Annotated in this window: 16 protein-coding genes and 1 pseudogene; 13 read left to right on the top strand and 4 right to left on the bottom strand. The window is 72.1% G+C overall.

From position 1 onward, the window contains the following. Positions 1-7 precede the first annotated feature (7 nt). The 3 genes and pseudogenes from IE269_RS39040 to IE269_RS43510 all read left to right on the top strand — a co-directional run. Positions 8-2,887: a bifunctional serine/threonine protein kinase/MFS transporter gene (locus IE269_RS39040; protein ID WP_189828084.1), complete on the top strand. Its 2,880-nt coding sequence runs from the start codon at positions 8-10 to the stop codon at positions 2,885-2,887. A 440-nt stretch (positions 2,888-3,327) separates the two neighbouring features. Beyond that, positions 3,328-3,828 carry a hypothetical protein gene (locus tag IE269_RS43505; RefSeq protein WP_229898566.1) on the top strand — a complete coding sequence of 167 codons (501 nt, stop codon included), beginning with the start codon at positions 3,328-3,330 and terminating at the stop codon, positions 3,826-3,828. A gap of 421 nt (positions 3,829-4,249) precedes the next feature. Beyond that, positions 4,250-4,507: pseudogene (locus tag IE269_RS43510) on the top strand (transposase); the annotation flags it as partial. 338 nt (positions 4,508-4,845) lie between these two features. Here the strand turns inward: IE269_RS43510 and IE269_RS39050 are convergent. Next, positions 4,846-6,804, bottom strand: coding sequence for a PAS domain S-box protein (locus IE269_RS39050; RefSeq protein ID WP_189828085.1), 1,959 nt, complete (start codon positions 6,802-6,804; stop codon positions 4,846-4,848). A 271-nt stretch (positions 6,805-7,075) separates the two neighbouring features. Here IE269_RS39050 and IE269_RS39055 point away from each other — a divergent pair, with 271 nt between their 5' ends. The 3 genes from IE269_RS39055 to IE269_RS39065 all read left to right on the top strand — a co-directional run bounded on the left by IE269_RS39055 (position 7,076) and on the right by IE269_RS39065 (position 8,639). After that, entirely contained in the window at positions 7,076-7,888 is an 813-nt protein-coding gene (locus IE269_RS39055; protein WP_189828086.1) for a DUF4389 domain-containing protein, read from the top strand. 194 nt (positions 7,889-8,082) lie between these two features. After that, entirely contained in the window at positions 8,083-8,358 is a 276-nt protein-coding gene (locus tag IE269_RS39060) for a hypothetical protein (protein WP_189828087.1), read from the top strand. Between the two features lie 14 nt (positions 8,359-8,372). Continuing rightward, entirely contained in the window at positions 8,373-8,639 is a 267-nt protein-coding gene (locus IE269_RS39065) for a hypothetical protein (protein WP_189828088.1), read from the top strand. A 716-nt stretch (positions 8,640-9,355) separates the two neighbouring features. Here the strand turns inward: IE269_RS39065 and IE269_RS39070 are convergent. Next, positions 9,356-9,943 carry a lipocalin family protein gene (locus tag IE269_RS39070; protein ID WP_189828089.1) on the bottom strand — a complete coding sequence of 196 codons (588 nt, stop codon included), beginning with the start codon at positions 9,941-9,943 and terminating at the stop codon, positions 9,356-9,358. Between the two features lie 88 nt (positions 9,944-10,031). Beyond that, complete coding sequence (locus IE269_RS39075) at positions 10,032-10,742, bottom strand: RNA polymerase sigma factor (protein WP_229898568.1); 711 nt, start codon at positions 10,740-10,742, stop codon at positions 10,032-10,034. A 308-nt stretch (positions 10,743-11,050) separates the two neighbouring features. Between IE269_RS39075 and IE269_RS39080 the strand changes: the two genes are divergently transcribed. From IE269_RS39080 to IE269_RS39110, 7 genes are all read left to right on the top strand, one after another. Continuing rightward, a complete protein-coding gene (locus IE269_RS39080; protein WP_189828090.1) occupies positions 11,051-11,872 on the top strand; it encodes a DUF4397 domain-containing protein in 822 nt (273 codons plus the stop codon). Positions 11,873-11,906: 34 nt separating this feature from the next. Further along, on the top strand, positions 11,907-12,527 hold the full coding sequence (locus IE269_RS39085) for a class F sortase (RefSeq protein WP_229898570.1): 621 nt from the start codon (positions 11,907-11,909) through the stop codon (positions 12,525-12,527). 76 nt (positions 12,528-12,603) lie between these two features. Further along, positions 12,604-13,350 (top strand): anti-sigma factor, encoded by a 747-nt coding sequence (locus tag IE269_RS39090; protein ID WP_189828091.1) that lies wholly within the window; start codon positions 12,604-12,606, stop codon positions 13,348-13,350. A gap of 50 nt (positions 13,351-13,400) precedes the next feature. Continuing rightward, complete coding sequence (locus IE269_RS39095) at positions 13,401-14,411, top strand: MerR family transcriptional regulator (RefSeq protein WP_189828092.1); 1,011 nt, start codon at positions 13,401-13,403, stop codon at positions 14,409-14,411. Between the two features lie 126 nt (positions 14,412-14,537). Further along, positions 14,538-15,770 carry a lycopene cyclase family protein gene (locus IE269_RS39100; protein ID WP_189828093.1) on the top strand — a complete coding sequence of 411 codons (1,233 nt, stop codon included), beginning with the start codon at positions 14,538-14,540 and terminating at the stop codon, positions 15,768-15,770. A gap of 283 nt (positions 15,771-16,053) precedes the next feature. Then, positions 16,054-16,806, top strand: a complete 753-nt coding sequence (locus IE269_RS39105) for a class I SAM-dependent methyltransferase (RefSeq protein WP_189828094.1) — start codon at positions 16,054-16,056, stop codon at positions 16,804-16,806. Then, positions 16,803-18,353, top strand: a complete 1,551-nt coding sequence (locus tag IE269_RS39110; protein ID WP_189828095.1) for an FAD-dependent oxidoreductase — start codon at positions 16,803-16,805, stop codon at positions 18,351-18,353. The genes IE269_RS39105 and IE269_RS39110 overlap by 4 nt, the downstream gene beginning before the upstream one ends. 61 nt (positions 18,354-18,414) lie before the next feature. On the opposite strand, the gene IE269_RS39115 is transcribed toward IE269_RS39110, so the two are convergent. After that, a complete protein-coding gene (locus IE269_RS39115) occupies positions 18,415-19,407 on the bottom strand; it encodes a Rieske (2Fe-2S) protein (protein ID WP_189828117.1) in 993 nt (330 codons plus the stop codon). Between the last annotated feature and the right edge of the window lie 61 nt (positions 19,408-19,468).

The raw sequence follows: 19,468 nt of genomic DNA on the forward strand, positions 1-19,468 counted from the left end.
CTTCATCGTGGAACAGCTGACAGAGCAGGACCCCATACACATCGGCCCCTACCGTCTGATAGCCCGCCTCGGCGAGGGCGGAATGGGCCTGGTCTATCTGGGCCGGTCCGATCTCGGCCGCACGGTTGCGGTGAAGGTGGTGCAGGCCGACCATGCTCAGCACCCGGAATTCCGCAAGCGGTTCACTCGCGAGGTCGCCGCGGCCAGGCGGGTGGGCGGCAACTGGACGGCCGCGGTGCTGGACGCGGACACCGAGGCGGCCGTGCCCTGGGTCGCGACCCAGTACATCCCCGGCCCCGACCTGACCACGGTGGTCGGCAAGGAATTCGGTCCGCTGCCCGAGCACTCGGTCCGGACCCTGGCCAACCGTCTCGCCCTCGCCCTGCAGACGGTGCACGAGGCGGGCCTGATCCACCGCGACCTGAAGCCGTCGAATGTGCTGGTGACCGTCGACGGTCCCCGGGCCATCGACTTCGGGATCGCCCGAGCCCTCGACAGCATCGGTGGGGACAGTCTGCTCACCCGTACCGGCATGCTGATCGGTTCCCCCGGTTTCATGTCTCCGGAGCAGGTCCGGGGCCATGAACTCACCTCGGCCAGTGACGTCTTCTGCCTGGGCGCGGTGCTCGTCTACGCCGCCACGGGACGCCTTCTCTTCGGCGCCACGGACACCGGACTGAACGCGCATCTGTTCCGGATCGCCGAAGAGGAGGCGGACCTCACCGGCGTACCCGATGCGCTCCTCGCGCTCGTGCGGGCGTGTCTGAACAAGGACCCGGCGATGCGGCCCACGCCCGCACAGGTGATCGAGGCCACGGCCACGGACCGGGCCGAGGAATGGCTGCCCGGGCCCGTACTCGCCCAACTGGGGCGCCGGGCAGCGGAGGTGCTGGACTTCACCCCGCAGCCGCGGGGCGTACGGCTGGACCCCCGGGCCCACGCGGACTCCTCGGCCGCGCGGCCCCAGCCGACCTCGTACCCCCTGCCGCCGGCTGCGGCGCCGGCTCCGCATGATCCGACGGCCCGGGTGAATGCCCGGCCCGTGGCGGGATTCGGATCACCGGCGACCTCGCTGCCCGACGCCCGCCCCGCACCCGCACCCGTACGTGCACCCTCGGGGCCGGCGGGCGATGACGGGGGGCCTCACAGCAGGCGCCGGTGGGGCCTCGGCATGGGCCTCCTTGCGCAACTGGCAGTGCTGCTCGACGTGTCGACGACACTGCCCGGCATGCTGTACAGCGCTGACGTGGAACTTGGCTTGCGTTCCGCGCAGTGGATGTACGTCGGCAATGCTCTCGCCTTCGGTGCGCTGCTGCTGGTCGGCGGGCACTTGGCGGACCACCTCGGCCGCAAACCGGTGCTGCTGATCGGCCTGAGCGGTTTCGCGCTGAGTACTGCGGCGGCGGCAGCGTCTCCCGTGCCTGCCGTACTTGTCTGGAGCCAGGTCCTCAAGGGCGCGTTCGCAGCGCTGATCATCCCGGCCTCCCTCGGTCTGGTCGCCGCCCAGTTCACCCGGACGCGTTCGCGCAGGAAGGCCATTGGGATCTATGCCGTGATCGGCGTCGGCGGTTCCGCTCTGGTGGTGCCGTTCACCTCTTTGCTGGCCGACTGGCGCGTGTCTCTGTACGTCACGGTCGGGCTGGCTCTCATCGCCCTTCTCGGTACCGTGACCCTGGTCCGCGACCTGTCCGGCCGACGCACCTCCGCCGGTTTCGACGCCCCCGGCGCATGGTTGAGCACGCTCGGTGTCGCTGTCCTTGTCTTCGGCCTCGCGGAGACCGTGGCCGTCGGATGGGGAGCTCCCCTCCCCTCCCTGTCTCTCGTGGCCGGCATCCTCCTGATCGCGGCCTTCGCCCGGCGGCAGTCGAAGGTCCGGAGCGCGATCCTGCCGAGCTACCCGACCAAGGGCCGCGACAGTTTCGGCGCGGTGCTCGGCCTGTTCATGATCGGCTTGGCCCTGTCGGCCGCGATCGTCTACCTCAAGGACTTCCTGAACGCCAACGTTGGACACGTGCCCACGGTCGTGACCTTCCTGCTGTTGCCCTCTTCGTGCTTCGTCGGCTCCTTGCTCATTGCCGCCAGGCTGCTGCCCCGCGTCGGGCCGCGCCCCCTGCTGGTGTCGGGTCTGCTCGTTGCGGCGGTCGGTCCGCTCATCCAACTGGCCACGGGGGAATCCGTCGCAGGCACCTACCCCACCGTGATCTGCCTCGGCCTGGGCATCGGCATCGCGGGCACGGTGCTCTACTCGACCGTCATGGACGGCATCGCCGCACACGACTCCGGCGGACGGGCCGGGCTCATCGCGCTGAGCCAGCTCGTGGGCGCCAAACTCAGTTTCGCGCTGCTGGCCGGAGCCGGAGCCGGACATGAAGTCTGGTTCACCTACGTGGAAAGCGGTCCGCCGCTCCTGTACCTGGAGGCCGGGTCCCTGCTGGTCGCGGCGTTGACCGCAGGACTGATGGTCAGGGCGAGGCCCTCGGACGGGGACGCCGACAGCGGACAGGAGCCGCACCCGGCGGGCCGGCCGACGGCACCGGGCCGCACGGCAGCCAACGGCCTGCTGTTCGTCCAGAACGGCCGCGTCACACGCATACCGACGGAGTTTCGCGGGATGGATCTGCTCCAGGAGATCAGCCACCTGCTGCGGTCCGAGAACGTCACGATGACCAGGCTCGGCACAGACCTGACCCTCTGGCACACCGTCGGCGCCGGAACTCCCAATCCGGTCGCGAGCCGTCTCATGGCCGAGCACGGCTTCGAGCCGGTCACCGGAGCTGCGATTGTGGCCGGTCCGGTGATCAGCCGCACCCCGTTCCCGCTGGACAGCGAGGCGGCCGAGGGCCTCGCGTTCCGGCTGGAGCAGTGGCCAGCAGGCGACCAGCCCTGACGAATCCGTTGCCGATCAATCCATGAGCGACTCTGTCGGAAATCTTGAGGACTTCAGGCGCGGTGGCTCGATCGGCGGGCATGCTCGGGGTGGTTCATCAGGTCGACGGCCGTACGTGAGGTGCCCGATGTCCATCCGTCCGTGCTCCTGTCTCCAGATCCCGCCCTGACTGCGCGGGTGGCTCGGGCGGGCAATCCCGGTGGGGCGACAGCGATATGGGTGCGGGACCGGCTGGATGGCTTGTGGCGGGACGAGGATTTCGTGGCCTGGTATCCGCAGAATGGCCGGCCGGGCATGCCTCCGGCCCAGCTGGCCACGGTCTGTGTGCTGCGTTCCTGCACGGGCTGTCCGACTGACAGGCGGCCGAGGCGGTCCGGTGCAGGATCGATTTCAAGTACGCCCTGGGCCTGGAACTTGACGATCCCGGCTTCCACCACGGTGTGCTGTCCGACTTCCGTGACCGGCTGGCCCAGGGGGACCGGGCAGATGGCCTGCTGGATCTCATGCTGGAGCGTTTGAGGACGGCTGGGCTGGTCAAGGAGCGCGGACGGCAGCGCACCGACTCCGCACATGTCCTGGCCACAGCATGGGAGTTGACTCGGCGGGAGCCGGTCACTGAGGCGGTTCGGGCGGCCGTGGAAGAAGTGGCCCGCGACGTGCCCCAGGTGCTGGACCGCCTGGTGACGGCCGAGTGGGGCGAACGGTACGGGCGGCCGGTGCCAATGTGCAGCCAGCCCAGTCACCCCGTTGCTCGGCTCACCCGAACCGGCCTGGATGCCCGTGACCTACTCGGATGCTTCCAGGAGTGTCGCCCCCGCCGGGACTTGGGACCGATGTTGGAAGTGCTGCGGCAGATCATGGTGCAGCACTTCGTCGTCGATGCCCGCGGGCGGTTTCGGCCGCGCACACAGCGGGACGGGCCGGCACCGGGCAGGATCTGAATCGAGTCGCCTACGAAACCGAGGCCCGGTGGGTCCTTCGGGGCGACACGCGCTGGACCGGATACCTCACCCACGTCACGAGACCTGCGACGAGACGAGCATCAACGTGATCACGGACGTGGCTACCGTGGCGTCCGCGGCGGACAGCACTGCCCTGCCCGGCATCCACGCCCGGCTCCGGCGTCGCCGTCTGCTGCCCGCGCAGCACCTGGTCGACGGTGGCCACACCTTTGTCCGCCTGCTCGACGCTGCCGCCCGCGACCACCGTGTTGATCTAGCCGGGCCTCTGAACCGGGGCAACCTGCAAAGGAGCAGACGCGAAAAGGGCTTCGCCCGCGAGGACTTCACCATCGACTTCAACCAACGCCAGGTCACCTGCCCCGCAGGTCAGACCAGCCGGACCTGGCTGGAACCACCGTCCATGGCCCCCTGCACGGTCGTCCGCTTCCACGGCACGCAGTGCAACCCCTGTCATCACCGCCTTTCATGTGTGCCCGGTCGCTCCGTACGCACTGTGCACTTCCTCCCGCGCCACCTCCGTGAACTCCTGACAAGTCATCGTGCTGACCCGCACGACCACCAGCGGCGGCGCCTCTACGCCTCCCGCTCCGGCGTCGAAGGAACGGTGAACGAGTTCGTCAACAACCATCAGACGCGGCGCTGCCGCTACCGCGGCTTGGCCAGGACTCACGTCCAGCACGTCCTGACCGCCATCGCCGTCAACATGGAGCGCCTCGCCCAACAAGAACCCGCCACTTCCACCCACCGTCCCGGGCGACCCACAGCGTTCCAGCAGTACCTCGAAGCCCGCGGGCTGCCCAGACCCCTCTGGTTGGTGCCAAGGCAAGTGACCGTGGAACCTCACGATTCCCGACAGAGTCGCTCACTGGTCCGGGTGCACTGGGCCGATTGGTCCACTCGGCGAGCCGGACGGCACCGGCCGGGCCTCGGAGTTGCTCCGCGAGGGAGGGCATGGGGGAGGCGCGGGAGGCCAACGATGCCACGCCGCCGGAGCGATCAGGCCCATCCGTTTCTGTCCGTTGTACGGACCTCTGCTGCGGGTTCCTCCTGGAGTTGGGCGGGGCCCGGCAGGGGGAGGGAGAACCACACGGCTTTGCCTTCCTGGGTGGGCAGGGTTCCCCAGGTGGCGGCGAGTTGGTCGAGCAGTGCCAGTCCGCGGCCCGACTCCTCGTCTGGAGCTGCGGCTCTGGCGTGCGGCAGCACCGGGCTCCCGTCACAGACCTCGATGTGGAGTTCGTCTCTGGTGCGGCGCAGCCGCAGGCGCAGCGGATCGCAGGCGTGGCGTACGGAGTTGGTCAGCAGTTCGGAGGTCAGGAGGCAGGCGGTGTCGGTGAGGTTGCCGCAGTCCCAGTCCTCCAGGGTGCGGCGCAGGAAGCGCCGTCCGGCGCCCACGCTGACCGGCTGGGCGGGCAGGAGCGCGGAGACGGCGGTCACGGGTGCCGGGGGGATGCGGGCGAGCAGCAGGGTGACGTCGTCGGCGTAGTCCTGCGCGTCGGGCAGCAGGGCGGCGAGGACTGCGTCGGCGGAAGCCTCCAGGCAGGGTGTGTCGGCCGTGGCCTTCTCCAGGGCGATGGCGAGGGCGTCGATCTGTTCCTCGATGTCGCTGGTGGGGGTCTCCACCAGGCCGTCGGTGTAGAGGGCCAGGACCGAGGTCGGGGGGACGGTGAGCCGGGTCTCCTGGTGGGGAACCTCGCCGACACCCAGCGGTACGCTGACGGGCACGGGGAGCCTGCGTACCTGGCCGGTGGGGTCCACCAGCAGTACAGGCAGGTGGCCGGCGGAGCAGACCGTCAGGGCGCTGTCGTCGGGGTCCAGGATGAGGTAGCAGCAGGTGACGAGCTGGTCGGGGAGTTCGCTGACGACCGCGTCCAGGGCCCGCATGAGCTGCCAGGGCGGCATGCCGGTCTTGGCCAGTGCGTGCGAGGCCGAGCGCAGCTGGCCCATCACGGCGGCGGCCTCCAGCCCGCGGCCCATGACGTCGCCGATCAGGACGCCCACTCTCCCTCCGCCCAGCGCGATGAGGTCGAACCAGTCCCCGCCCACTCCGGGGCCCTGCCGGGCGGGGAAGTAGCGGTGGGAGGCGTCCATGCCGGGCAGTGGGGCGGGGGAGCCCATCAGGCTGCGTTGCAGCGTGAGGGCGACGTGGCGCTGCTGTTCGTAGAGTTCGGCGAGTTGGGCCTCGGCGGCCTTGCGTTCGCTGACGTCGCGGATGGCGGCGGACACGAGGGTGCCGTCCGGGGTCTCCAGGGGGCTGAGGCTGATCTCGACGGGGAACTCCGCCCCGTCCTTGCGGAGCCCGTACAGGTCCAGGCCGGCGCCCATGGGGCGGACGCGGCGGTTGTCGACGTAGCCGTGGCGGTGTGAGGGGTGGTGGTGATGGAAGCGCTGCGGGACCAGGATTTCCACCTGGTGCCCGAGGAGTTCTTCGCGCCGGTAGCCGAACAGGGCTTCGGTCTGGGCGTTCACGAGTTGGATGGTGCCGCAGTCGTCCACGATGACGATGGCGTCCGGGGCGGCTTCCAGCAGGGCTCGGAAGCGTGCTTCGGCGGCCTTGCGTTCGCTGACGTCGCGTACGGCGGCGGAGATCAGCAGTCCGTCGGGCGTCTGCAGGGGGCTGAGGCTGATCTCGACGGGGAACTCGGCCCCGTCCTTGCGCAGTCCGTACAGCTCCAGGTTGGCGCCCATCGGGCGGACCTGCTGGTTCGCGGAGTAGCCCAACCGGTGGCCCGGATGCTGGTCGCGGAACCGATGGGGGACCAGGATCTCCACCGGGCGGCCCAGGAGTTCGCTCCGGGGGTAGCCGAAGAGTGTCTCGGTCTGGGCGTTGATCAGCCGGATCACGCCGTCGTCGTCGACGATCACCATGGCGTCGGGTGCTGCCTCCAGCAGCGCGCGAAACGGTTCCTCCGTCACGCTGATCTTTCGGGAGTGCGTACTGTTCCTGGACGGTTCCATGGGGCATCTCAGCATCAACCCACCCTGGTTCGGGCGGCTTGTCGCCAAGAGTTCGTTCATGACGATTCCTAGCCGGATTGACGCTGAACCCGAGGCTGCGTGCATCCCCCACGCGGAGCTCCTTCTCACGCCGTAGGGGAACAGACGCCAGTACCGCATCGCTCATTGGACGCTCGCTTCCCGCGGCTTCCCCCGGTGTTCTCCGGCCGTGCGGACGGTAGGGAAAGAGAGCAGCATGGCTGTGTCGGCCGTACCTCGTGAGGGAGTACTCATGACGACAGACCACAGGCACCCATCCGCAGCCGTCCCCGGGAGTGGTGGCGAGTGGCTGCCGGTTCTGGACGTACCTGCTCCCGCACCCCAGCGGCGCTGGACCGTGTTGTTGCGCTGGCTGCTGCTGATCCCTCAGTTCATCGTGGTCTGGGCGCTGGGCATCGCGGCCTTCTTCGTCACGATCGTGGGCTGGTTCGCGGCCCTGTTCACGGGGCGGCTGCCCGAGGGCATCTTCCAGTTCCTGAGTTCTGTGCTCGCCTACACGACGCGCGTCCACGCGAGTGCCGCGCTCCTGGTGGACAGCTACCCGCCCTTCTCACTCGCAGCCCCCCGCTACCCGGTGCAGATCGAAGTGCGGCCCACTGCGCTCAACCGTCTCGCGGTGCTCTTCCGGCTCTTCCTGCTGATCCCCGCGGCGATCATCGCCGGCCTCCTGCAGAGCGGCTGGGCCGCGGTCAGCTGGATGTTCTGGCTCGTCACTCTCGTCCTGGGCCGGCAGCCCGCACCGCTGTACGGTGCGACGGCGGCTGTCGCCCGGTACAACCTACGGCTGAACGCGTACGCGTACCTGCTCACCCCGGCCTACCCCAAGCGGCTGTTCGGGGAGGCCGCTCTGCCCGTCTCCGCTTCCGCTCCCTCCTCCCATCCTGCCGAGGGAACGACCCCGTCCGGAACGCGGCCATTGATCCTCGACACCGGCGCCAAGGTCCTCCTCGTGCTGATCCTGCTGCTCGGTCTGGCCGGTCAGATCGTCAGCGCCACCACCACCTACGGACACGACCATCGCGACGGCTACTCCGTCACCCGCTGAACTCCGGGGACGGGAGGCCGGCCGGTAGCCGGGTGGCGGAGCCCATGGCGGCGTTGGACTCCGCCCAAGGCGCGTCCGCGCGTCGGTTGTTCGGCGTACGGCATGACGTAGGGGGCGTTGACCGTGACCCCTGTCGGCGGGACGGTGCCCCCAAGCCGTGAAAGTCCGCGGCGTCGCAAGGGAAGAGGCACCTCATGGCCATTGCGAAACTGGACACCGGCCTCTGGGCCACCGGCATCGGGCTCGCCCCTGGGCAGGAGCACTCCTGGACCCAGGCGGACCAGAATTACGGGCAGGTCCGCTGGTTCGTCGCCCACCCGCTGGCACTGCCCGGCACGGAGCGCCGCCTGGAAGTCACCCGCGTCGGTGAGTGGGTCAGCGCCTCGGGGGTGCGCACCATCAACGTCGTCGTCAGGAACGTCGGCTCGACGACGGCGAACTACGGCATCTTCGTTGCCCAGAACGTCTGATCCGGGGGGAAACAATGCGCGCTTTCGTGCTGTACGACAAGGACGGCACCATCACCTCTGCCGGGATCCCGGCAGCACCTGACACCGGCAGGCAGGCCCTGCTCGGCCAGCCCGAGCAGTCCGTCGCCGAGGTTGAACTCCCCGACACTCCAGCGGACATGCCCGCCACCGCCGCATCAGGGCACGGCATCGGCGAAGACCTCACTGAGCAGCTCACCCGCATGATCGCGGAGTACCGGGTCGACGTATCAGGCCAGAGTCCTGTCCTCGTCCGCAAGTAGAGGAAGGCGATCTCAGGACCGCACCGCCGTCAGGTGCGGTCCTGTCGTGCGCCTTCGTGCGGCAGGAACCTGGCCGGTCGTCCGGTGCGAGCTCCCGCACCTGTTGCCCACCCTCGAAGCAACGCTGAAAACCCGGTTTCGTGCCAGGAGATCGACTCGCTCAGCCTCGATGAGGACGCCGTAGCCGTGATCCTTTGCATAAACGGGGTGCGCCGGCGCGGGAGACCTCAACCAGGAACTTCTCCGATGCGCTGGCCTTGCTGGCAGGGGCGCTGCCGGAGTGGTGTACCGACCTCGCACCGGAGGGGACCGAGGCCGATTGCCTGTTCCGATGATTGGAGCAGGTCCGCACGACGTGCTGGACCCACCACATTCCCCGCCTGGCGATTCCGGCAACTTCGCCTTGTAGCGCGGCTGGGAGCCCGGTGCCGTCACCGACTGGCTCCCCCGCTGCTTCGTCGACGGCTACGACTGGGTCATGGCCCCTGCCCGTTCACCGGCGGATACCGGCCTCCTGCATCGCCACCGCGACCGGTTCGAGCGCACCGCCCGGATGACCCAGGCGGTGCGGGGCCCGGACAGGCTGCACACCTCGGCATCCTGCTGGAACAGGAGAGGGGCCGCAGCGACTGAAGCCCGGCAAGTGGGTACTCGTCGGCCCGTCCCGCCACCGGGCCGGTGGCGGGAGCGCACGACTCGTTCGGTGCCATGCGGGTTCAGCAGAGCTGCTTCGGCCGCAATTCCCCGCCGTCCTGACGGGTGATCAGCAGGGTGCAGGGGTTCACCCCGGCCTCCTGGAGGGAGGCCGCCGCGCGGTCCCGTGCGGCGGTGTCCAGCCGAGGGGTGCGCGAGAGGATGAAGCCGGACTTCAGGTCGCTGTCCGTGACGGCGGCCCAGGAGTAGTCCGATGCGAGGCCCACGATGCGGTAGTTGGCGTCGCGGGTGTGACGGTAGCCGCCTCCGGCGGCCGGGACGAACGACACGTTCAACTCGGTGGCGCGGGCATCCAGGGGCTTCGCCTCGCCACCGATGGCGCTGGTGGAACCCCACCAGGTGGTGCAGGTGTTGCGGACGGAGACGGTGCCGCGGGCGGTCGGTGCGTACTGCGCCCGTACGTTCTTCTTGCACTGGAGCTCGAAGAGCTGGGGGACCGCGGCGACCTGGTACCAGTCGCCGGCGTACCGGCCGATGTCGAGCCGCTCCGGTGCGTCGGTCCCCGACGCGGAGGCGGGGGAGGCGGACACCAGGGCCGTCAGGGCGGCGGCCGTGCAGAGGGTCAGGACACGCGCACGAAGGGGAAACACGAAAGAGACACCTCGTAGGAGTGGACTACGGGAACACGGGCACTACGGACGGCGCCCACCGTGCGGATGCACTCCTCTGTTGTCGCCCTCACTCCGCAGGCAGGTGCGCAGGCGACTCGACGATGCGGCGCAGCGCGTGCAGGGCGCGGCGGATGTGGCTCTTCACCGTTCCCAGAGGGAGGCCCGTCTCCTCGGCGATCTGTGTCTGCGTCAGGTCTCCCCAGACCGCGAGCCCCAGCAGCCGTCGCTGGACCGGGCTCAGTCGGCCCAGGGTCTCCAGCAGCATCACCCGGTTCAGGGCGTCGTCGCTCTCGCTCGACCGGGGGTGACGCAGGGCGTCCTGCTGCTGGGCGGTCGCCAGGCCGGTGAGCCTCGTCTGCCGGGCGCGAGCGGCGAGGCAGTCGGCGACCGCGTGCCGGGTGATCCCCACCAGCCACCCGCCCAGCGGGCCCCGGGTCTGGTCGTACCCGTGGCGACCGCGCCAGGCGGCGAGAAACACCTGCTGGGCGGTGTCCTCCGCGTCCTGAGGATCGCGCAGCGCGCGCAGGGCCAGCGAATACACGAGCGAACCCCACCGCCGGTACGCGGCGGCCAGTGCGGCCTCGTCCCCCCGGGCGAGGCCGGCGGCGATCGCCGCTTCCGCGGCGTGATCGTCGTGCGCGCCGTAGTCACCGGGACCGGGACCGGGACCGGGCTCGGCGGAACCGGACGCAGCGATGTTGCTGTCGGGGGGACCGGGAGGCCGGGAGGACCACGCGGTGGCCGGCTGTCGGTACGGAGTGGGCAGAGCTGCGGGCATGGTGCACTCCTCGCGGAACGTGGTCGGTTCACGACGTGCTCCAAACCTTCGGCAAAGCGATGCACTCTCCAAGTCGCATCGGTTAGGCATCGGAATTCCGCGACCCGTGAGAAGAGTCGGTCATATCCGTCTGGGAAGGAACGCACCAGTTCAGCGGGGTGGGCCGGAAGAACTTCCGTCAGGTGGCCGCCACGGCAAACCGATGCACTCTCGAAAGCGGGCCCGTGCCGGTGCATCCAGCCGCCCGCCGCACGCGGTAGCCACCAGTACCGTCCGCCCGTCCTGAGCGGACCCCCCGAAGGGTTCCGATGATGAATCTCCGGACTTCCGCCGCAGTGGTCTCGACGAGCGTCTGCGCCCTCGCCCTCATGACTGCGCCCGCCCTTGCCGCCGAGAACGACCGGGCCACCGTCTCCGTCCTGCACGCCGTCCCCGGGCTCACCGTCGACGTGTTCGCGAACGGTGACGAACTGCTCCCCGACTTCAGGCCCGGCACCCTCTCCGCCCCCCAGTCGCTGCCCGCGGGCAGCTATGACCTGAAGGTCTTCAGGGACGGAGAAGGTCCCCGGGGGACACCCGCCGTACAGAAGAAGATCGACGTGCCCGCCGGCGCGAACGCGACCGTCGTCGCCCACCTGTCCGCCGACGGCAAGCCGCAGCTCGACGCCTTCGTCAACGACACTGCGAAGGTCCCGGCGGGCAAGGCCCGTCTGACCGTCCGTCATGTCGCCGCCGCACCGCCGGTCGACGTGCGGGCGGCGGGCACCCCCGTCTTCAAGGACCTCGCCAACCCGCGGGAGGCGTCGGCCGACGTCGCACCGGGCACCCTGAAGGCCGACGTGGTCCTGGCGGGCACCGACACGGTGGCCCTCGGCCCGGCCGACCTGAAGCTGGAGGAAGGCACCTCCACCGTCGTCTACGCATGGGGAAGCGCTGCGGACAAGAACCTAGCGCTCAAGGTCCAGTCCCTGAAGGACCTGCACTCCGCACCCTCCGGCGTCCACGCCGGCTTCGGACCGGACTCCGGCAACGACTCCCGTACCTGGCCGGGATTCGCCGCCGGGGCCGCCCTGCTGGGGCTGGCAGGAGTGGTGGCCGTCCGGCGCTCCGCGGCACGCGGCCGTGCCTGAACCCGCCTCCCGCCCCAGGTCCCGGACGCGTCTCGTGCACACGGTGGCCGCCGCCGTGTTCGCCGTGTCCGGGACCGCGGTCCTCACCTGCACGGCCACGGGGCAAGAACCGCGGCTTCCGGTTCCCGCCGCCGACTTCGGCCCGCCCGCGTCCGCGGGTCCTGCCCCGTCGGCCCGTCCCGTTCGGGCGGCCGAAGCCGTCGCCGTGCCGCCGCCGGTGGCGGTGACCGTCCCCCGTGCCGGACTGAACGCGCCGGTGACGCCCGTAGGAGTACGGAAGGACGGCAGCGCGGACGTCCCCGCGAACCCCGCGTTCGCGGGCTGGTACCGCCACGGCCCCGCACCCGGCGCACCGCGAGGATCCGCGACCCTGATGGGGCACGTCGACTCCCGCACCGGCGGGCTCGGCGAGTTCGCCCGGCTCGCCGACGTCGCCCTTGGGGACCGCGCCGTCGTCCGGCGGGCCGGCGCGCCACCGGTCACCTACCGGATCGTGCGACGCGTCACCGTCGACCGCGACCGCCTGCCGGCGAGCGCCTTCGCCCGGGGCGGACCCCCGGTGCTGACCCTCATCACGTGCGCGCCCCCCTACCGTCCCGAGAGCGGGGGATACCGGCGCAACCTTGTGGTGACGGCCGTTCCCGACCCCGGCTGAACTCCGCGCCGCCCCTCCCTCCTCGCCCCGGACAACCCTGCTCGTGCGGTGCACACCCGCTCGCGCGGAGGCCCTGATGCCCCATCACCTGGACGCCGACGACCTGGCCGCGTTCGCCCTCGGGCCGGCCGAAACCGCCCTCCTCACCCCCGCCCAGCGCGCCCACCTCAGGTCCTGTGCCCCATGCCGCAAGGAAATCGACCAGTTGCGGGAGGCGATCCGGACCGCACGCGACATCACCAGCGACGACCTGCTCGTCGAACCCCCCGCGTCCCTCTGGGAGTCCATCTCCGCGGGCCTTGCCGAACAGGACCCGCCCGACACGACCGTCCCCGAGGCTCCGCGCGGGCCCGGGGCCCCTGCGGGCCGACGCAGGCCGGCCGTCCTGCTGGCGGCCGCGGCGCTGGGCGTCGGCATGGTCCTGGGCGGCGCGGTGACCCATGTCGTGCTCGACGGCCGGCCGACCTCCGCGCCGGCTCCGGCCGTCTCGGGGACCCGACGCAGCATGGTGGGCCTCGGTCCGGCGCGCGCGGCCGGCGGCACGGTCGAGACGCGCGAGGAGGCCGGGGACGGCCGGCACATCGTGCTCGCCGTCACGGGCCTGCCCGCCATCGACGGCTTCTACGAGGTCTGGCTGATGGACCGCACCCACCGCAAGCTCGTCGCCCTGGGAGTGCTCCACCTCGACGGGACAGCCACGCTGCCCGCTCCGGAGGGAATCGACCTCGCCGCCTACCCCCTCGTCGACATCTCCGCCCAGGACGACAACGGGGACCCCGCGCACTCCGGCAGAAGCGTCCTGCGGGGTGACCTGTGGCGCTGACCGTCACCGCGGTGCGCGGCCCCGCCCGCCCCACGGCGTACGGTCGGGCCGTGAACACCACTGTGCCCGCGGCCGACGCACGGCAAGAAGTGACCTTCTCCACCGGGGAGGTCGCCCGACGTCTCGGGGTGTCGCCCACCACGATCCGCTCGTGGGACCGGAGGTACGGCATCGGCGCCGGGGCCCGCACCCGGGGCAGCCACCGCCGGTGGAGCGCGCAGGACATGGCCCGGCTGGAACGGATGTGCGCGCTGACCGCGACGGGCGTGCCACCCGCCGAGGCGGCCCGCCTGGCGTCCTCCGACAGTGTTCCGACCGCCGGGCCGGACCCGACTCCCGCGCCCCCGGGCCACGTCGCACCGAGCCGGGTCGGCGGCGGCCTGTCCCTCGGAAAGGTCCGGGCGGAATGCCGGGGGGTGGCCAGGGCGGCGCTGCGGCTCGACGCCGGGACCCTGGACGAACTGCTGACGGCCGCCATACGGGACCTCGGCCTGGTCACGGCGTGGACAGAGGTGATCATGCCGGCGCTGCACGCGGCGGGCCGTAAGTGGGAGGGTGAGCCGGACCGGTACGTCGAGGTCGAGCACTTCCTGTCCTGGCACGTCTCCGGTGCGCTGCGCCGGGCGTGCCCACCGCTCCCGCCGGGCCACGCGGGTGGCACCACCCTGTTGGCCTGTATGCCCGACGAGAGCCACACGCTGCCGCTGGAGGTACTGGCGGCCTCCCTGACCGAACGCGCCCTTCCCGTGCGCATGTTCGGTGCCGCGTTGCCGGCCGAGTGCCTGCTGGCGGCGGTGGACCGTACGGGGCCCGTCGTCGTGGGCCTGTGGGCGCAGTCCCGCGGCACGGCGGACCGTCAGCTCGCGGAGCGGGTGGCGAGCGCGGAATGGGGCCCGCAGGGGGCACGCCGGAAGCCGGCCGTTCTCGCGCTGGGCCCCGGCTGGCCCAGCGCCTCGGGGCTCGTGCGCCCGCAGGGGCTCGCGGAGGCCGTCACGGCGGTGGAGTCACGGGTGGCGCAGTTCGCGGCCGTCCGCCGACGGCCGTCCGCCGCCCGTCCCTGATGTCCTGGTGCACCCGCCCGGCCACGGGTGCATCCGAATGTGTCTTCCGCGCGGAATGCTGGGCGACCCGCCTGCTCGGCGCACGACCCGCCCGCCCGGCGGGAGAGGAAAGAACGGAGGCGCACCTTGTCCCCCTCGCACCCGCGCACCCCTGGCCCCCGGACGTCGTACGACACGGAGATCGCCGTCATCGGCGCCGGTGCGGCCGGTCTCTCCCTCGCTCACCGGCTCTGCGAGCCCGCCCGCGGCCGGCGCGGCCTTGAGGTGACGCTCGTCGACGTCCCGCCGGGGCCGCTGCGGCCGCCCGAGCGCACCTGGTGCTTCTGGGAGGAACCGGGCGGTGCGTACGACGACGTGCTCACCGCCTCCTGGGACCGGCTGCGCCTGCGCGGACGCACCGGCGAGGAGGTGCACTGTCCGCTGGCGCCCTCCCGCTACAAGATGCTCCGCTCCCCGGACTTCGAGCGGATGGTGTACGAACGTCTCGACGCGGCCCCACGGGTGCGGCGTGTCGAGGCGACCGTGGACGGCATCGCCGACATGGGCCCGGGAGCCGTCGTCCGCGGCCGGGACCCCGCGGGGGCGCCGCTGCGACTGCGGGCCCGGTGGGTGTTCGACTCGCGCCCGCCGCGGGCCTTGCCCCCTGCCCGCACCCTGCTCCTCCAGCACTTCCGCGGATGGTTCGTCCGTACCGCCCACGCGTGCTTCGACCCCGCCGTCGCCGACCTGATGGACTTCCGGACCCCGCAGCCTTCGCACGGCCTGTCCTTCGGATACGTGCTGCCCCTGGGGACGCGGGAAGCACTGGTGGAGTACACCGAGTTCTCCGCGCGACCGCTGGACGACGACGGCTACGACCGGGCGCTGCGGTACTACACCTCCCGGGTCCTGGGGCTCGGCGCGTTCGACGTGACGGGCGTCGAACAGGGCGTCATTCCGATGACGGACGCCCGCTTTCCGCGCCGTACGGGCTCCTCGGTCTTTCGCATCGGCACCGCGGGCGGTGCCACCAGGCCGTCCACCGGTTACACCTTCGCCGCCGTGCAGCGTCAGAGCGCGGCCGTCGCGCACGCCCTGGCGCGCGGACGGCTGCCGCAGCCGCCCCCGGCCTACCCGGCCCGCGCCCGGGCCATGGACGGCGTGCTGCTGCGTGCGCTGGCCACGGGGCGGGTGGACGGTGGGCGGTTCTTCACCCGGCTCTTCCGGGACGTTGGCCCAGAGCGCATGCTGCGCTTCCTGGACGGCCGCACCTCGTGGTCCGAGGACTTCGCGATCGGCCTGCGCACCCCGGTCCTGCCCATGCTGCGCACGGCCGCGGAACTGCCCTGGCTGCCCCGGCGCGCGGGCACCCGGTCGTGAGCGGCTCCGGGTGCGCTCGGCGGACCCCGGCAACCGGGCAGGCCACGACCGGCGCGGCCGCGTCCCGTCAGGGAGCCGCACAGGGCCCTCGGCGGTCCCGTACTCCCCAGCCGGCGCAGCGCCGTCGGCGAAGTCGTCACACCCCACGGTCGCGGCAGCCGCCACCGTGGCCGAAGTTCCGCACCCCACGGTCGCGGGACCCGCCACCGAGGCCGAGGTTCCGCACCCGACGCCCTCGACCGCGGCAGCGACAACCGCACCGCCCACCCCCCGGAAGGACCGCATGAGCCTGCTCCGCGACGACGCCCTGTCCACCGCGTTCGACCACGCCGCCCGCACCTACGACCGGCTGACGGCGGCCAACCCCGGTTACCACGCCCACCTGCGCCGATCCGCCCGCCGGCTCGGACTGCCCGCCGGCGGCGCGGGGCTGCGCCTGCTCGACCTCGGCTGCGGCACCGGCGCCTCCACCGCCGCACTGCTGCGGGTCGCCCCCCGGGCCGAGATCGTCGCCGCGGACGCGTCGCGCGGCATGCTCGACCAGGCCGAGGCCAAACCCTGGCCGCCGAACGTCACTTTCGTCCACGCCCCCGCCGAAGGACTGCGCGAGGCGGGCGTGGACGGCCCGTTCGACGCGGTGCTCGCCGCTTACCTCCTGCGCAACGTCAGTGACCCCGACGCCGTGCTGACCTCCGTACGCACTCTGCTGGCCCCCGGCGGACGGCTCGCGGTGCACGAGTACACCCTCAGCGGCAGGCCCCTGGACCGTGTGGTCTGGAGCGCGGTCTGCCGCGGCGTCGTGCTCCCCGCCGGTCGGGCCCTCGGCGACGGCGACCTCTACCGCCATCTGCTGCGCAGCGTGGTGGACTTCGACACTGCCGACGCGTGCGCGGAACGCGTGCGCCGGGCGGGCTTCACCTACGTGCGCGTGCTGCCGATGCCCGGATGGCAGACCGGCATCGTCCACACCGTGCTCGCGGCCGCCCCGGTGGGCCGTGCGCGCCTCGCCCACTCCGGAGCGGAGTCGGTCCGATGAGGGCGCGTCCGTACGCGGCCCGCCGGGGCCGCGACCGCCGTGCGGTGACCGTACCCGGACCCGCCGGACAGGCGCGCGCGCAGGGCCGGGGCCCCGCGGTCGCGGTCGTCGGCGGCGGCATCGCGGGCCTCGCCGCAGCCACCGCCCTCGCCGAACGCGGCGTACGCGTCACCCTGTATGAACGGGAGCACACACTCGGCGGGCGCCTCGCGGGCTGGCCCGTCGAACTCGCCGACGGTTCCACCGCCACCATGAGCCGCGGCTTCCACGCCTTCTTCCGCCAGTACTACAACCTGCGCGGCCTGCTCCGCCGGGTCGACCCCCGGCTCGACACCCTCACCGGCCTGCCCGACTACCCGCTCCGGCACAGCAACGGGCTGCACGACAGCTTCGCCCGGGTGCCGCGCACCCCGCCGTGGAGCGCGCTCGGCTTCGTCGCGCTCAGCCCCGCCTTCGGCTGGGGCGACCTCGCCCGCATGGATGCCCGTGCCGCCCTGCCCCTGCTCGACGTACGCGTTCCTGAGGTGTACGACCGCCTCGACCACGTCAGCGCCCGGGACTTCCTCGACCGCATTCGCTTCCCCGCGGCTGCCGAACACCTCGCCTTCGAGGTTTTCTCCCGCAGCTTCTTCGCGGACCCGCGCCACCTGTCTGCCGCCGAACTGGTGCTGATGTTCCACATCTACTTCCTGGGCTCCAGTGAGGGGCTTCTCTTCGACGTCCCCCGCGAACCCTTCCCCACGGCCCTGTGGGAGCCCCTCGGCGCGTACCTGGCCGGGCTCGGCGCAGACCTGCGCACCAGCACCGCCGTACTCGCCGCTGCCCCCGCGCCCGGCGGCGGCGTCACCGTCAGCACCGCAGCGGGCGGTGAGACGTACGACGGACTCGTCCTCGCCCTGGACACCGCAGGGCTGCAAAGGGTGGTGGAAGGCTCGCCGTCGCTCGGTGACGCCGCCTGGCGGCAGCGCGTGGCGAAGCTGCGCACCGCCCCGCCCTTCCTGGTCTCCCGGCTCTGGCTGGACCGCCCGGTGGCGGCCGACCGGCCCGGCTTCCTCGGCACCGGCGGCTTCGGCCCGCTGGACAACGTCAGCGTGCTGGAGCGCTGGGAGGGCGAGGCCGCCCGGTGGGCCGCCCGTACCCAAGGCTCCGTCGTCGAGCTCCACGCCTACGCCGTCGATCCGGCCGCCGACCGCACCACGGTCCAGGACCGGGCGCTGGCCGAACTCCACCGGGTGTATCCCGAGACCAGGGACGCGAAGGTGGTCGACGCACGGCACGAATGGCGGGCGGACTGCCCCCTGTTCGAAGTGGGAGGCCACCGGGAGCGGCCCGGCGTCCGTACCCCCGACCCGGCCGTCGTCCTTGCCGGAGACCTGGTACGCACCTCCCTGCCGGTCGCGCTGATGGAGCGGGCCGCGACGACGGGCTTCCTCGCCGCGAACGCGCTCCTGGAGCAGTGGGGCCTGCGCGGACAGACCCTGTGGACGGTGCCCGACCGGGGCCGGGTGCCGGGCCTGCGGGCCCTGGCCCGCCTCGCCGGAACCTGAGCCGAGGGGCCGCCCCGGTGCCGTACGCCACGACGGGGCGCACGGCACCGGGGCCGGTGGATCAGCCCGGGAAGCGCCCGGTGCTGCGCAGCAGCCAGCGGCGCTCCGCGTACGCGATGTCGTCGCGCCACAGGCGTCCCGCCGCCGCGCGCATCAGGGGGCGCAGGGCGGGCGCGGCGGCCCGCGCCACGGCGAACCCCCTGCGGTCGGAGGCCGCGACGACCGCCTCCACCACCGCGGTGCGCGGGCGCCCCGAGGCGTCCGGGCCCAGGGGAGTGGCGTGCGTCTCGACGACGGACCCCGCGCCCTCGCCCCGGGTGATGTGCATGACGACGGTACGGGGCTCGGGCGCGGTGAAGACCGCTCGCACCGGCACCACCGCGCGCCCCGCCACTTTGAAGGAGACGTCGACGACGAAGGAGTCGTCGCCGCCCTCGTCCCGCTGCCCGTCCGCGGGCGCGTCCGGTGAGCCGACGACCGTCAGGTCGACGAAGGAGTACGGGTGGAACCAGGCTCCGTGCCACGGGTCGAGCCGGTTGGCGATCACGTCCTCGGGCTCGCACCGCCCCACGACCGTGCACACGGCCGCCACCGCGGCGGCCGGCTCCGGCCGCCGGGGGATCACCGGCCGGTCCAGCGACTCCTCGCCGCCCGCCCTGTCCAGCCGGACCCACAGCAGCAAACCGTCGTCGTGCACGGGGAAGGGCTCCCACCCGGCGAACGGGGCCCCGTCCAGGGCCAGCCCGTGCCAGTGGCAGACCAGCGTGCCGCACCGCACCTTGCTGTCCTTCAGCGGCGCCCCCAGGTGCGGGCAGGCCCCCGTACCGGCTCGTACGCCCCCGTCGCCGCCGCGCCAGAGCACGATCTCGCACCCGGCGACCGTCCGCCCCAGCGGGCGGTCCGTGGGGACGTCCCCGGACGCCCCCACCACGTACCAGTTGCCCGAAGGGCGGGCCTGTGCCCGTTTCAGGGCGGTGGCGATGACCGCGGGGGAGGCGTCGCGCCAGGTGGGTCGCTGTCGCTCCCAGGGCACGGGGTGGCGGCGCAGCCGCAGCGGGACGCGCCCGGTGCGTGAGGCCGGATCGCCGTGCCGCTCCGGGCGAGGTGTCTGATGC

This window comes from Streptomyces spiroverticillatus, from assembly GCA_014650415.1.
Classification (GTDB): domain Bacteria; phylum Actinomycetota; class Actinomycetes; order Streptomycetales; family Streptomycetaceae; genus Streptomyces; species Streptomyces spiroverticillatus.